Source organism: Streptomyces sp. PA03-5A (assembly GCF_033792725.1).
In the GTDB taxonomy this organism is placed as follows: domain Bacteria; phylum Actinomycetota; class Actinomycetes; order Streptomycetales; family Streptomycetaceae; genus Actinacidiphila.
In genome coordinates this window covers 431,427-445,524 of the sequence record NZ_JARAVL010000001.1, presented here as the reverse complement: position 1 = coordinate 445,524, position 14,098 = coordinate 431,427, and the positions used below count along the sequence as shown (strand labels likewise).

The 14,098-nt window shown below is 72.7% G+C and carries 10 protein-coding genes; 4 read left to right on the top strand and 6 right to left on the bottom strand.

The window, feature by feature from the left end; translation table 11 throughout:
• From PV410_RS02005 to PV410_RS01985, 5 genes are all read right to left on the bottom strand, one after another.
• Nucleotides 1-1,530 (bottom strand): Wzz/FepE/Etk N-terminal domain-containing protein, encoded by a 1,530-nt coding sequence (locus tag PV410_RS02005; protein ID WP_500321875.1) that lies wholly within the window; start codon nucleotides 1,528-1,530, stop codon nucleotides 1-3.
• Nucleotides 1,527-2,894 (bottom strand): YveK family protein, encoded by a 1,368-nt coding sequence (locus PV410_RS02000; RefSeq protein WP_500321874.1) that lies wholly within the window; start codon nucleotides 2,892-2,894, stop codon nucleotides 1,527-1,529. Before PV410_RS02000 ends, PV410_RS02005 begins: the two co-directional genes overlap by 4 nt.
• Nucleotides 2,891-4,156 carry a glycosyltransferase family 4 protein gene (locus PV410_RS01995; RefSeq protein WP_500321873.1) on the bottom strand — a complete coding sequence of 422 codons (1,266 nt, stop codon included), beginning with the start codon at nucleotides 4,154-4,156 and terminating at the stop codon, nucleotides 2,891-2,893. Before PV410_RS01995 ends, PV410_RS02000 begins: the two co-directional genes overlap by 4 nt.
• Nucleotides 4,146-5,462 carry a nucleotide sugar dehydrogenase gene (locus PV410_RS01990; RefSeq protein ID WP_500321871.1) on the bottom strand — a complete coding sequence of 439 codons (1,317 nt, stop codon included), beginning with the start codon at nucleotides 5,460-5,462 and terminating at the stop codon, nucleotides 4,146-4,148. Before PV410_RS01990 ends, PV410_RS01995 begins: the two co-directional genes overlap by 11 nt.
• A 73-nt stretch (nucleotides 5,463-5,535) precedes the next feature.
• Nucleotides 5,536-7,014, bottom strand: a complete 1,479-nt coding sequence (locus PV410_RS01985; RefSeq protein ID WP_500321869.1) for a sugar transferase — start codon at nucleotides 7,012-7,014, stop codon at nucleotides 5,536-5,538.
• A gap of 975 nt (nucleotides 7,015-7,989) precedes the next feature.
• On the opposite strand from PV410_RS01985, the gene PV410_RS01980 reads away from it, so the two are divergent.
• Entirely contained in the window at nucleotides 7,990-8,607 is a 618-nt protein-coding gene (locus tag PV410_RS01980) for a TetR family transcriptional regulator (protein WP_500321867.1), read from the top strand.
• Between the two features lie 29 nt (nucleotides 8,608-8,636).
• Entirely contained in the window at nucleotides 8,637-10,310 is a 1,674-nt protein-coding gene (locus PV410_RS01975; RefSeq protein ID WP_500321866.1) for an acyl-CoA dehydrogenase family protein, read from the top strand.
• A gap of 47 nt (nucleotides 10,311-10,357) precedes the next feature.
• Here PV410_RS01975 and PV410_RS01970 read toward each other — a convergent pair whose 3' ends face one another.
• Nucleotides 10,358-10,750 (bottom strand): PPOX class F420-dependent oxidoreductase, encoded by a 393-nt coding sequence (locus PV410_RS01970; protein ID WP_500321865.1) that lies wholly within the window; start codon nucleotides 10,748-10,750, stop codon nucleotides 10,358-10,360.
• A gap of 145 nt (nucleotides 10,751-10,895) precedes the next feature.
• Here PV410_RS01970 and PV410_RS01965 point away from each other — a divergent pair, with 145 nt between their 5' ends.
• Both PV410_RS01965 and PV410_RS01960 read left to right on the top strand, forming a co-directional pair.
• Nucleotides 10,896-11,909, top strand: a complete 1,014-nt coding sequence (locus tag PV410_RS01965; RefSeq protein ID WP_500321864.1) for an alcohol dehydrogenase — start codon at nucleotides 10,896-10,898, stop codon at nucleotides 11,907-11,909.
• A 176-nt stretch (nucleotides 11,910-12,085) separates the two neighbouring features.
• Nucleotides 12,086-14,035 (top strand): GTP-binding protein, encoded by a 1,950-nt coding sequence (locus PV410_RS01960; RefSeq protein ID WP_500321863.1) that lies wholly within the window; start codon nucleotides 12,086-12,088, stop codon nucleotides 14,033-14,035.
• Nucleotides 14,036-14,098: the final 63 nt, after the last annotated feature.

The following is a 14,098-nucleotide window of genomic DNA, read 5'->3' as shown; positions in this document are numbered from 1 at the left end:
CTAGCGCGCCTCCTGGTCGCTGTCCGGGACCCGTGCGGCCCACGACGGCTGCTTCGGCCGCGGCTGGCCCGTCCCGCTCTGCCGGGCCAGCCGCTCGTTGTGGCCGCGCAGCGCGGTGTGCAGCCCGTCCCACAGCGTGCCGTCGGTCCGGTCACGCGGATCGGGGTCGATCAGCACCACACCGATCACCGGGATGCGCAGGTCCGCGAGCTGCCGCGCCACGGTGTGCAGCCATGCGGCGCTGCCGTGCCCGGCACGCACGACGAGCACCGTCTGGGTGCCGAGGTACTGGAGGTCGGTCCACGCCGTGCCGGGCGCGACCGAGCCGACGCCGAGCCGGCGCACCTCGTGCGAGACGGTCGCGGCACGCTCGCCGCCGACCACGGGCGGGTCTCCCGGCTTCCGGCGGCGGTCGGCGAGGTGCCGGCCGGGCAGACCGTCGATGATCACTACGGGCTCCTCCGCCGCCAGTGCGCCGGCGAGGTCCAGGGCGATCACGCTCGCGCCGCGTGCGCAGCCCAGTTCCAGCAGCGACACCGGTTCCGCGGCGCCGCGTACGGTGCGGGCCAGGGTCGCGGTGAGCCGTTCGCGTGCCGCCCGGGTCCGTCGGCGCTGCCACCGCCCGGCCGACCGGCGGCGGGGCGTGCGGCGCAGTTCCGCTATGACCGAGGCGCCCAGGTTCGCCGCGATCTCCCGGCGCAGCACGGGGCGGTCCGCCACCACCGCGCCGACCGCGGCCAGCGCGAGCCCGAGCACGAGCCCGAGGCCGAGTCCGATCGCGGAGTTGGTGGCAGCGGCCTTGGGCAGGGAGTGCTGCACCGTGCGCGGGGCGTCCACGATCTGCGTGCCGGCGATGAGCTGGGGCGTGCCGATGCCCGCTTCCGCGGCGCGCTGGTCGAAATCGGCGATGCGCGAGGTGAGTTCGGCCCGGCGGGCGAAGAGCGACTCGAGGTTCGCCGACGCGTTCGGGTCGCTCTCCGGCGGCCCTTCGCCGATCGACTTGTTGACCCGGGCGAGTTCGTCCCGCATGCGGTCACGCTGGTCGAGCAGGGTCTTGGCCTCGGCGTTCGCGGCCTTCTGTATCCGCTTGACATGGTCGGCGACGAAGGCGTCGGCCAGTGCCTTGGCACGGGCCACGGCCTCCGCGTCGCTGTCACCCGTCACGTTGATCTGCAGCAGGTTGTTGGTCAAACCGATGCCCCGGTAGTCCCGCATGAAGTGTTCCGGGTCTTCCGAGGAGTTCAGCGACCGCAGCGCCTCACCGGCGATCTGCGTGGTCTCCAGCAGCGCGGCGTCGGTGCGGATCAGCGTTCCGGGGTCGTTCGGCTGGTCCGCCTGGTGGGCGACCAGCACCGTGGTCACCGCGGTCGGCTGCGGCGGCAGCAGGACCGCGGCCCCCGCGCCGGCCAGCAACCCCAGCAGCGCCACGGAACACCACAGGCGGCGGCGCCTGCGTACCGCCACCACCAGCGCCTGCAGGTCCAGCAGCGGAGCGGCTGCCGACGACTGCGAAGTCGTGCTCGTCGTCACACCGAACCTCCCATCGCGTCGACGCCCACCGCGATCGCCGGCGTGGCGCCATCCGGAGGAGGGGCGGCAGACCGTGTCCGACGGTCCCGGACCCCGCCGGCGACGACGATGCCGACGACCGGATGGCGGGCGTCCGCGCATGCCTCGCCGATGCCGGCGAGCTCCCCTGCCGTCCAACTGCCCGCGCTGAGCACGACCAGGACACCGGACTCGGTGTCGCGGTCCGGCACCAACGGCCGGGACACCGAAACCCCCACCACCCGCAGCAGCGGATCGCTCCCGGCCTCGGCGACGAGTTGTTCGGCGGCTCGGCGGGCGGTCCCGTCACCGTCCGGGACGACCACCAGCAGCCGCCGGGGGGCCGGCAGTTGGTCCCGGAGACGAGCGCACACCCGGCCGTAGCGGATCTTCCTGCTGGCCTCGTCACCGGACGCGTGCAGGGCCGGCACGTCCCACCGGGTGTCGACACCCAGCAGCCGGCGGATCAGGGTCCGCGCGCCACGGCCTTCCGGCCGGTGCGCGCGCCGTCCATCAGGTACGTCGACGGTACCCAGCAGCGCCGAGCCCAGCGCCGCGGCGATCTCGGGCTCGGTGCGCGGTCGGCGACTCATCCGTGCGGCGACGAGATGACCGATGACCGCGAACAGGAGGAACAGCAGCGCCCCGGTGACGATGAACTGCGTCCTGGTCGGTGGTGCCTCGCCGATCGGCCGGGCCGCCGCCCCCATGACGACCATGTTGGCCTTGTTGGTCGCCGGATCGGTCTGGTCCAGCTTGTCCATGGCCTGCTCCAGCGTCGTGCGCAACTTCTCGAGCTCGGTGCGGGCCTGCACGCTCTCCACGGTCCGGCCCGGATCGGCCGCCTTGGCCAGGTCGGTGATGCGGCGGCTGGTCTGCTCCATCAGCTCCCGCAGCGCCTCGGGATTCGCCGACCCCTCGGGATCGGTGGTGTCGCCCACGACCCGTGCGGCGAAGGTGACGTACTGCTGGGCCACCTCGTCGGAGAGCCGCTGAGCGCGCTCCGGGGTCTCGGCCGTGCCCGAGATCTTGATGATGTTCCCGTCGGTGGCCTTGGCGCTCACCCGGTCTCGCAGTTCGGCGCCGCCGACCCCGGCCCAGTCGAGCGTGGCGGCCGACCGGTCGAGCACCACCGAACTGGTCGCGATCTCCGACTGGGTCAGCAGCTCGCGCTCCTCCCACGCCCCCGGCAGCAGTACCGATGCCGACGTCGTGTACCGCGGTGGGAACAGCGAGGAGGCGCCGTAGCCGACGAGCCCGCCCACCACGGCGAGGGCGGCGAGCAGCCGCCAGCGCCGACGGATCATCCGCCCGATCATGGCCAGGCGTATCGTGTCATCGCTCAACGGGGCGGCCTTTTCTCTGTCGGAACCGGTTCGCCCGCCGACGCCGGAGCCCGGTCACGACAGGCGGCGGCGTAGGCGGCGAGGAGCGACCGCTGCGAGGTGCGCCAGGAGAGCTGCCCGGTGATCCGCTCCTGGCCGATCTTGCCCATCCGGGCCCGCTCCTCCGGATCGTCCAGCAGCTGTGCGATGAGCCCCGCGAATGCGGCCTCGTCGTTGGCGGGCGCGTAGACGGCCGCGTCACCGGCCGAGACCCGTGCCTCCCGGAGGTCGAACGAGACGATCGGCCGCCCCATCACCATGTACTCCAGGACCTTGTTCATGGTCGACACGTCGTTGAGCGGATTGCGCGGGTCGGGGGAGAGGCACACGTCCGCGGTCGACAGGTAGCGCACCAGGTCGGCGTCCGGAATGCGCCCGGTGAACTGCACCTGGTCCGAGAGCCCGAGCCGCCGGGACAGCTCCACCATCGCGTCGAAGGCGTCCCCGGCGCCGACGAACACCGCGTGCCAGTCGCTCCGCCCGAGCTCGTCGCGCAGCTTCGCCAGGGCCCGCAAGGCGTAGTCGACGCCGTCCTGCGGGCCCATGACACCGAGGTAGCACAGCAGATGAGGCTTGCCGCGCTTCAGCTCCGGCTCCGGCGGTACCGGGTGGAAACGGTCGACGTCGGGCGCGCTGCGCACCACGAAGACGTCCTCCGGCCGCTTGCCGCCACGGCGCAGCGCGACGTCCCGGTAGCTCTCGTTCGTGGCGAGCACGACGTCCGCGGCCCGGTAGGTCCGCCGTTCCAGCGCGCACACCGCGCGGTAGAGGAGGTCCTTCCCGCGGTCGAACCGGGACAGGTACAGCTCGGGTACCAGGTCGTGCTGGTCGAAGACGAACCGCGCGCCGCGCCGCTTCAGCCACAGTGCCGGCAGGAACAGCAGGTCGGGCGGGTTGCAGGCGTGGACCACGTCGACCGGGCCGACCTTGCGGGCCAGGCGGAACGTATGCCACAACGCCGATCCGTACTCGCTGAGGTAGCCGGCCGGCCCTCCGGTGGCCGCGCGCAACGGGTAGCGGTGGATCCGCACCCCGTCGATCTCCGCCTCCGGCTCCGTGTCCCGCTTGCTCCCGCGGGGACAGATGACGTGCACCTCCCAGCCCGCGTCGCGCAGCGTCGTGCACTCCTGCCACACCCGCCGGTCGAACGGCACCGACAGGTTCTCCACCAGGATCAGCGCGCGCCGGTCCGGCCGGTCGCCGCTGGTCGTGTCACCAAGCAAGGCCTATGTACCCCGGTTCGGCCCGGCGCGCCTCGGCGTCGGGGAGGCGGATGAGGTCGACGATCACCGGGCCGTCGCCATGGGGCAGCGCCGACAGCACGGCAGGGTCCTTGGTCCCGACCAGGACCACCTCGGCGTGCTCGAGCACCTCGCCGACGGAGTCCCCGAGCAGCTGCGCCAGGTGCGGCAGCCGGGTCTCGATGTACTCGCGGTTCGCGCCCATCAGCCGGGAGAGGCTCACGTTGGCGTCGTGGATGCGCAGGTCGTACCCCTTGCCGAAGAGCCTCTCCGCCAGCTCGACGAGCGGGCTCTCGCGGAGGTCGTCGGTGCCGGGTTTGAAGGACAACCCGAACAGGCCCACCCGGCGCTTGCCGGTGCGCTCGACCAGCTCCACCGCGCGCTGCAGATGTTCGGAGTTGGAGGTCAGCACGTTGGCGAGGATCGGTACCGAGACGTCGGCCCGCTGCGCGGCGTGGACCAGGCTGCGCAGGTCCTTGGGCAGGCAGGAGCCGCCGAAGGCGAAGCCGGGCCGCAGGTAGGCGGGGCTGATGTTCAGCTTGCGGTCGGCCAGGAACACGTCCATCACCTGGTGCGAGTCCACCCCGAGCGCCTGGCACACCGCACCCAGCTCGTTCGCGAAGCCGATCTTGAGGCCGTGGAACGCGTTGTCCGCGTATTTGATCGCCTCGGCCGTCGGGACCGGCACCCGGAACACCTCGCCCGGCAAGCCGTCGTACAGTGCCGCCACCACGTCGCCGCTCGCCGGGTCGAGCTCGCCGATGACGGTCTTGGGCGGGTCGAAGAAGTCCCGCACGCTCGTGCCCTCGCGCAGGAACTCCGGGTTGACCGCGACCCCGATGTCCACCCCGGCGGTGCCGCCGACGTACTTCTCCAGGATCGGCACCAGCAGGTTCAGGCAGGTGCCCGGGAGCATGGTGCTGCGGAACACGACGGTGTGCCGTCCGCCCCGCTCGGCCAGCGCGGCGCCGATCTGCTCGGTGACCCGCTCCAAGTACGTGGTGCACAGGCTGCCGTTGGGTTCCGACGGTGTGCCCACGCAGATCAGTGACACCTCGCTGTCCATGATCGCCTCGCGGACGTCGCCGGTGGCGCGCAGCGCTCCGGTCCGCACGACCTCGGCGGTGAGCTCGCCGATCCGCTCCTCGACCACCGGGGCCTTGCCGTCGTTGACCAGGTCGACCTTCACCGGGTTCACGTCCACCCCGATGACCTCGTGACCCATGCTGGCCAGGCACGCGGCCGACACGCAGCCCACGTAGCCGAGCCCGAAAACGCTGACCCTCATGACCCGTTCCTCCCCCCAGGCAGGCTCTCCCGGCCTGCGATCCTCGCGCCGGCCGGACGGCGACCTCCGCGCATCAGTAGGCCCCCTGCCCGTGGAGCACCGCACGGAGCGTCTTCCACAAGATCACCGTGTCCAGGGCGAGCGACCAGTCCTCCACGTACCGCAGGTCCAGCCGGACCGCCTCGTCCCACGGCAGGTCGCTGCGTCCGCTGATCTGCCACAGGCCGGTGAGCCCGGGCTTGACCAGCAGCCGCCGCCGGATGTCCGGGCCGTACGCGGCGGACTCCTCCGGCAACGGAGGCCGCGGACCGACGAGCGACATCGAGCCGGTGAGCACGTTGAAGAGCTGTGGGAGCTCGTCGATCGAGTACCGGCGCAGCACCGCTCCCACCCGGGTCACCCGCGGATCCCGGCGGAGCTTGAACAGCAGGCCGGCGCCCTCGTTGCGGTCGGCCAGCTCGGCACGTGCCCTGTCGGCCCCGGAGACCATGGTGCGGAACTTGAAGATGGTGAACTCGCGTCCGTCCTTGCCGACCCTGCGCTGGCGGTAGAACGCCCCACCCGGACTGTCCGCCAGCACGAGCAGCCCGACGAACACCATCAGCGGCGCGAACAGCACCAGCAGGACCGCCGCCCCCAGCCGGTCGACGACCTCCTTGACCGCGCGGCGGCCCCCGGTGAAGGTCGGCATGCTGAGCCGCAGCAGCGGTATCCCCAGCACCGCGTCGACGTGCAGCCGCGGGCCGGCCACCTCCATCAGCACGGGGGCCACGACCATCTCGGCGTCGCTGCCCTCGAGGTTCCAGGCAAGCCGCTGCAGCCGGTCCGGTGACCAGTGCGGGTCCGGTGTGACCGCGACGACACGGTAGCCGTTGCGGCGGACGTGGCCCGCGACGTCGGTCAGCCGGCCGACGACCGGCACCCCGTCCACGTGGTCACCGTCGAGCCCGGGAGCGTCCGTCGTGCACACGGCCTCCACCTGCCAGCCGAGGTGCGGGAACTTGCGGATCCGGGTGATCAGGTCGCGCACGGTGGCCGGGCTCCCGGCAGCGAGCACCGGCCGCAGGCACCGCCCTTCCTTCCGCTGCTTGTGCAGCCACAGGCGCAGCAGGTACCGCTCGGTCATGGTGACGAGTGCGATCGCCGGGATCGCGACGAAGATCCAGAGCTTGATGTTGCGCGAGGTGACGGCGACCCCGCCGAGCGCCAGCACGACGGCCGCCGTGCACAGTGAGCGTCCGAGCCGGCGGAACTCCTCGGCGCCCTGGCCGAGCACGGCCGGAGCCCACGAGCGGCTCACCGCAAGCGTCCCCAGCACCAGCAACTCGGTGCCGAAGGCGAGGATCCCCCACTTCTCGTGCCAGTTGGCCGCGTCCCGGACCCCGAAGAAACTGCCGATCGCGGCCACCACGAAGGCGGTGGCCACCGTGTCGCTGGTGATCACGGCACGGCGGTACCGCTGCTCCCATTCGATTGCGGGCCGGCTGATCGCGCCGTTCCCCAGATGCTCGCGTGCCGACGGAAACGGGCTGACTAGTCCCCCATGCCGCACAGAACCCCCCAGGTCCCCAGTGGTTCGACGTGTTCGCCCAACACGGTCCCTCCCCCCGGGAGGCCCCCGCCTCCCGCACCGTTCCTCCCCCTCGGGAGGCCCCCGCCTCCCGTGCATGAACTCCCGGTTATTTCGGAGTCACTTGAACAACCCGCCCTGCCGGAAGCGGACTTACCGGTTCCGCCGGACTGTCGAGGTGTGCCGGACCCGTCGAAACCTCAGGGCTCCCCGCACCCAAGGCCCCTTCTCGGGCTCCAAGAACCGATCACCCCCACGTCTGGCGCCGGGTATGCGACTGCCGGCTATCCGTTGCGCCGAACCTGTAGATCATTAATGGTCGCCTCGTGCCCGAACGGCTGAAGCAAGGTCAATCTAGACCATCGGCGCCGGTATGAAGAGTGAATGTGTGTAATTTGTGCTCAAGCTTTGAGGCCGGATCCATCGAGCGATGACCGCCTATGGATGCCTTCGCGCCATCGTGCGCGCAGGCGGCAACTCCCCGCTGTGGTGCGCTACTTGATCTTGCCGAAGTGTGAGGGTGTGTCCAATGCCGGGTGCGACCGCCTCAAGGCGCCGGTGCGCGCCGCGGCGCCGGCCCGGGCGCTGATGGAGGAAGTGTGGCCGAGAACAACCGGTGCTTGAAGTGCGGGGCGAGCATGATCGGAATTCGTGACGCCCATGGGGCGCCCATCGACTCGCAAATCCTGGCCGGAAAGCCCGAAAACATGGCCTGATCTTTGGGTTTACTTCGCAGGGATCCATCGCGCGTCTTCCCGGCGGCACACCACGTGGCGAGCGGAGCGGCCCCGGAGCGGGCGGAACGGGCGGATCGAACAGCAACCCGCCGATGTGCGGCCGCAGTTGCGGGCCCCGTCGCGGGGCTGCCCTGAGCTGCGGCGCGAGCCGCCGGCTCCGCGGGCGGCGCTGCCGGCCGAGGGGTGGCTCGAAGCTCTGAACGGTGCTTCACTTGTTGCCATGGCCTACCGGAAGACCCCCGCGGTGCAGGACCGCCTGACCGCCGCCAGGGAGCACCTGGTGGCGCGGGCCACGGCCGTCGTCGCCGACGTGGGCTGGGCGAACGCCTCCGTCACCGCGGTGGCGGCCGCGGCCGGCATGTCGGTGGGCACGGTGTACCAGCACTTCGCGTCCAAGGGCGCGCTCGCGGTCGAGGTCTTCCGCCGGGCCTCGGGCCGCGAGGTCGAGGTGCTCGGCGGGGTGCTCCGCGACGGCGCCGGCGACCCGGTGCAGCGGCTGACCCTGGGGGTCACCGTCTTCGCCCGCCGCGCCATGGAGAACCGGGGACTGGCCCACGCCCTGCTCGCGGCCCCCGCGGAACCGGCCGTGGGCGCGGAGCGGCTGGACTTCCGGCGCCGCTACCGCGCCGTCTTCGCCGAGGTGATCCGCGAGGGGATGGCCGCCGGGCTCCTCCCCGCCCAGGACCCCGAGGTCACCGCGGCGGCGCTGACCGGGGCCATCGGCGAGGTCCTGGTGGACCCGCTGTCGGCCCCCGCCGAGGGCGCCGCCGCCGACCACCTCGTCACCGAACTGGTGGCGATGTCCCTGCGCTGCGCGGGCGCCGCGCCCGCCGTCTGACTCCCCACGACCACGAAGGGCCGACTGCCATGACCGCGATCGCAGATGCCGCGCCGCGCAGCAACCCCACCGCGCGCACGCACGAGGTGACCAACCAGGCCCCGCCGCTGGTCGGCCACGACGTCGCCGACGACGTCGTGCTGCTGGAGGGCGTGCGCCGCGAGGGAGCCGGGTGGCACCTCGACGACCTGCACCGGCTGGGCCGGCTCGCCGGATCGGAGCAGGTGCAGCGCTGGGCCGAGGAGGCCAACCGGTACGAGCCGGTGCTGCGCACCCACGACCGGTACGGCAACCGTGTCGACGAGGTGGACTTCCACCCCTCCTACCACGCGCTCATGGAGGTCGCCCTCGCCGAGGGCCTGGCCGGCGCGCCCTGGGCCGACGACCGGCCCGGCGCGCACGTGGCCCGCGCGGCCGGCTTCATGGTGTGGAGCACCGCCGAGGCCGGCCACGGCTGCCCGGTGTCCATGACCTACGCCGTCGTCCCCGCGCTGCGTGCCGCGCCGGCCCTGGCGGCGGCGTACGAGCCGCTGCTCACCAGCCGCGTCTACGACCCCGGACTGCGCGCCCCCGCCGGCAAGCGCGGGCTCCTGGCGGGCATGGGGATGACCGAGAAGCAGGGCGGCACCGACGTGCGGGCCAACACCACCACCGCCGTCGAGCAGCCGGACGGCACCTGGCGGCTGCGCGGGCACAAGTGGTTCACCAGCGCGCCCATGAACGACCTGTTCCTCGTGCTGGCCCAGGCCCCCGCGGGCCTGTCCTGCTTCCTGGTGCCCAGGGTGCTGCCGGACGGCAGCCGCAACACCTTCCGCATCCAGCGGCTGAAGGACAAGCTCGGCAACCGCAGCAACGCCAGCAGCGAGCCCGAGTTCGACGACACCGTGGCCTGGCTGGTCGGTCCCGAGGGCCAGGGCGTACGGACCATCATCGAGATGGTCACCATGACGCGGCTGGACTGCATCCTCGGCTCCGCCTCCGGCACCCGTGCCGCGCTCGCCCAGGCCGCCCACCACGTCCGCCACCGCTCGGTGTTCGGAGCCCGGCTGGTCGACCAGCCCCTGATGCGCAACGTCATCGCCGACCTGGGCCTGGAGTCCGAGGCCGCCACCACCCTCGCGCTGCGCGTCGCCGGAGCGGTCGACCGGGCCCGCCGTGGGGACGCGCAGGAGCGGGCCTTCCTGCGGCTGGCCACCGCGGTCGGCAAGTACTGGGTGTGCAAGCGGCAGCCCGCGGCGGTCGCGGAGGCCCTGGAGTGCCTGGGCGGCAACGGCTACGACGAGGCGTCCGGCATGCCCCGGCTCTACCGCGAGGCCCCGCTGAACGGCATCTGGGAGGGCTCGGGCAACGTCAACGCCCTCGACGTGCTGCGGGCCCTGACCCGTGAGCCGGACTCCCTCGAGGCCTTCCGCGCCGAGGTCGAGGCCGCCTCGGGCGGCGACGCCCGTCTCGACGAGGCGTGGCGCCAGGTGCGCGGCGAGCTGGTGCCCACCGAGGACGCGCCGCTGCGGGCCCGCCGTCTGGTCGAGCGCCTGGCGCTGGTGCTGCAGGGTTCGCTGCTCGTCCGGTACGCGCCGGCACCGGTCGCGGACGCCTTCTGCGCCTCCCGCCTGGCCGGCGACCGGGGCCTGGCCTTCGGCACCCTCCCGGCCGGGACGGACCTGGCCGCGGTCATCGAGCGCGTGCCCGGCGCCACGGGCTGAACGGGCCGGGGTCCGCGGCCGCCTGCCGCGGTCGCGGACCCGCGCGGTCACGCCGTGCCGCTGATGCTCTCGGCCTCGATCACGAAGATCACGCGCACCTGGTCACGGCCGCCGTACCAGGGGTAGGGGCCGCCGGTGTACCGGTGCGAGAGCTTCTCGATGTGGTCGGCCGCGCCCTCCGTGGTCACCTCGCGCACGCGCCCGCGGACCTGGAAGTAGCGGGACGGGTCGTCCGGATCGGAGACGGCGACGGCCACCCGCGGGTCCCGCGCGATGTTCCGCGTCTTCACATGGCTCTGGACGCTGTTGACGAGCACGTGCTCGCCGTCCGTGTCGACCCACGTCTGGGTCAGCTGCGGCGAGCCGTCCGGCATGGTGGTCGCCAGGAAGCACAGGCTCGGGCGGTGCAGGAGGTCGAGCAGGTCGGCGGGTGGTTTCACGGTGATCCCTCGGTCGGCTGGGCGCAGCCTACGCTCCCCGCCTGGCGGCCCGGCGACCGGTGCTCGGCGCGAGAAATCACGCCCCCGGGGTCACGATGGGTGGGAAGGGCGCCACGCGCCGCAACCCCTCACACACCGGACGGCCATGAACTCCATGCGGGTGGCCCAGGTCGCAGAACCGGGCGGACCATTCGAAATCGTCGAGCGCGCGCTGCCGGAGCCCGGCCCCGGCCACGTCCGGATCGCCGTCGAGGCGTCGGGCGTCTGCCACAGTGACGCCGGCTTCGTGCACAACGCCTTCCCCCACATCACCTTCCCCCTGGTCGCCGGCCACGAGGTCGCCGGGCGCATCGACGCCCTCGGTGAGGGCGTGCGGCACTGGACGGTCGGCGACCGCGTGGAGGTCGGCTGGTTCGGCGGGCACTGCGGGCACTGCCCGCCCTGCCGCGAGGGCGACTTCATCGACTGCCGGAACCTGCAGGTGCCCGGCTGGGCGTACGAGGGCGGCTACGCCACGCACATGGTCGCGCCGGTCAACGCGCTGGCCCGGATCCCCGACGGGCTGACCGCGGTCGACGCCGCCCCCCTCGGCTGCGCCGGCGTCACCACCTACAACGCCTTCAAGAAGAGCTCCGCCCGGCCCGGCGACCTCGTCGCGGTGATCGGCATCGGCGGCCTCGGCCACCTCGCGGTGCAGTACGCCGCCAGGTTCGGCTTCGAGACGGTCGCCGTGGCGCGAGGCGAGGGCAAGCGGGCCCTGGCCATGGAACTGGGGGCCCACCACTACATCGACAGTTCCGCCGGCGACCCGGCCAAGGAACTCCAGGCCCTCGGCGGGGCCACCGCGGTGCTCGCCACGGCCTCCAACTCCCAGGCCATGGCGGCCGGTGTCGAGGGTCTCCAGCCGCGCGGCGAGCTGATCGTCATCGGGATCGACTCCGAGCCGCTGCCGATCACCCCGGCCCAGCTGATCCTGTCGTCCCGTTCGGTCGTCGGCCACCCGTCCGGCACCTCGCGCGACGTCGAGCACACGATGAACTTCAGCGCGCTCGCCGGGATCCGCCCGATGACCGAGACGGTGCCGCTGGAGGAGGTCAACGAGGCGTTCGCCCGCATGATGTCCGGCGCCGCGCGCTTCCGCATGGTCCTCGTCCCCTGAGCCGCCCGGGCGCCGCCGGCCGGCCGGCGGCAGGGGGTAATCCGGTTGCCCCCGGCCGGCGGCCTCTGCTGCACTGCCAGGACCACAGGCCATCCACCGGGGAGTCGTGATCATGCGGGGACTGCACATGTCCACCCAGCCCGAATTCATCGCCCATTCGGAGGACATGGCATTCCATGCACGTGCTCAACCTCGGGATCCTGGCGCATGTTGACGCCGGGAAGACCAGCCTGACCGAGCGGCTGCTGCACACCGCCGGCGTCATCGACACGCTCGGCAGCGTCGACGACGGCAGCACCCAGACCGACACCCTGGCCCTGGAACGGGCACGGGGCATCACCATCAGGTCCGCCGTCGCCTCGTTCGCGATCGGCGACGACGTCACCGTCAACCTCATCGACACCCCCGGCCACCCGGACTTCATCGCGGAGGTGGAACGGGCGCTCGGCGTCCTCGACGGCGCCGTGCTCGTGGTGTCGGCGGTGGAGGGCGTACAGGCGCAGACCCGCGTGCTGATGCGGACGCTGCGCCGGCTGCGCATCCCCACCCTGCTCTTCGTCAACAAGACGGACCGTTCCGGCGCCCGGGACGCCGAAGTGCTGCGCGCCCTCGCGGAGCGGCTCAGCCCGGCCTGCGTGGCCATGGGCCGCGTCGAGGGCCTCGGCACCCGGGACGCGCGCTCCACGCCGTACGGTCCGGACGACACCGGGTTCACCACCCGGCTGCTGGACGTCCTGTCCGTGCGGGACGAGGAGCTCCTGGCCGCCTACGTCGCGGACGGGACGGCGCCGTCCTACCCGAGGCTGCGGGCGGCCCTCGCCGCCCAGACGCGCGGGGCGCTGGTCCATCCGGTGTACTTCGGTTCCGCCGTCACCGGCGCCGGGGTGGACGCCCTGGTCCGGGGGATCGCGGAACTGCTCCCCGTCGCCGCGGGAAGCGCGGACGGCCCGGTCTCCGGCACCGTCTTCAAGATCGAACGAGGCCCCTCGGGGGAGAAGATCGCCCAGGTACGGATGTTCTCGGGGACCGTCCGCGTACGGGACCGCCTGCCGCACGGCGCCGGGAAGGAGGGCAAGGTCACCGCGGTCAGCGTGTTCGAGCGCGGCGTGGACACACCCGGGGATGCGGTCTGCGCGGGGCAGATCGGCAGGCTCTGGGGGCTCGACGGGATCCGCGTCGGCGACGCGATCGGCGAGCCGCACCGTACGGCCCCCGCCGCGGACCGGCACTTCGCGCCGCCCACGCTGGAGACGGTCGTCGTGCCCCGGCGGCCGGCGGACGCGGGCGCGCTGCACGTGGCGCTCACCCGGCTCGCCGAACAGGACCCGCTGATCGACCTGCGGATGGACGACGTGCGGCAGGAGATCGCCGTCTCCCTCTACGGGGAGGTGCAGAAGGAGGTCGTGCAGGCGACGCTGGCCGACGACTTCGGCGTCGAGGTGACCTTCGAGGAGACCACGACGATCCACATCGAGCGGCCGGTGGGCACGGGTGCGGCCGCCGAGGTCATCCACACCGGCTCCAACCCCTTCCTGGCGACCGTGGGACTGCGCGTCGACCCGGCACCGAGGGGCAGCGGGGTGGCGTTCGGTCTGGAGGTCGAACTCGGCTCCATGCCCTACGCCTTCATCCGGGCCGTCGAGGAGACCGTCACCGAGACGCTGCGGCACGGCCTGTACGGCTGGCGGGTCGTCGACTGCAAGGTCACCATGACGCACTCGGGTTACGCCCCGCGGCAGAGCCACGCGCACGCGGTGTTCGACAAGAGCATGTCGAGCACCGCGGGCGACTTCCGGGGCCTCACCCCGGTGGTGCTGATGCGCGCGCTGGAACAGGCGGGCACGGTCGTCTGCGAGCCGGTCCACCGCTTCACCCTCGACCTCCCCGAGCAGGCCTACGCCCGGGTGCTGCCCGTCCTCGCCCGGCTGGGCGCGGTGCCGCGCACCTCGGCGCCGCAGGGTGCGTCCTACGTCGTCGAGGGCGACGTCCCCGCGGCGCAGGTGCCCGCCCTGGAACGCCGACTACCCGCCCTGACCAGCGGTGAGGGCGTCCTGGAGTACGTCTTCGACCACTGGCGGGAGGTCCGCGGCGAGCCCCCGGCGCTGCCCGGGCACCGGAGGGACTGAGCGGTCCGGGGCACCACGCGCGGCGCCCGCGATGTGGTGCCCCGGGCCATGTCGCGGGCGTCG

What these genes read in the sequence shown, in the direction of transcription:
- PV410_RS01990 (WP_500321871.1), bottom strand. Translation starts at nt 5,462, where the DNA reads ATGAGGGTCAGCGTTTTCGGGCTCGGCTACGTGGGCTGCGTGTCGGCC.
- PV410_RS01980 (WP_500321867.1), top strand. Translation starts at nt 7,990, where the DNA reads ATGGCCTACCGGAAGACCCCCGCGGTGCAGGACCGCCTGACCGCCGCC.
- PV410_RS01975 (WP_500321866.1), top strand. Translation starts at nt 8,637, where the DNA reads ATGACCGCGATCGCAGATGCCGCGCCGCGCAGCAACCCCACCGCGCGC.
- PV410_RS01965 (WP_500321864.1), top strand. Translation starts at nt 10,896, where the DNA reads ATGAACTCCATGCGGGTGGCCCAGGTCGCAGAACCGGGCGGACCATTC.
- PV410_RS01960 (WP_500321863.1), top strand. Translation starts at nt 12,086, where the DNA reads ATGCACGTGCTCAACCTCGGGATCCTGGCGCATGTTGACGCCGGGAAG.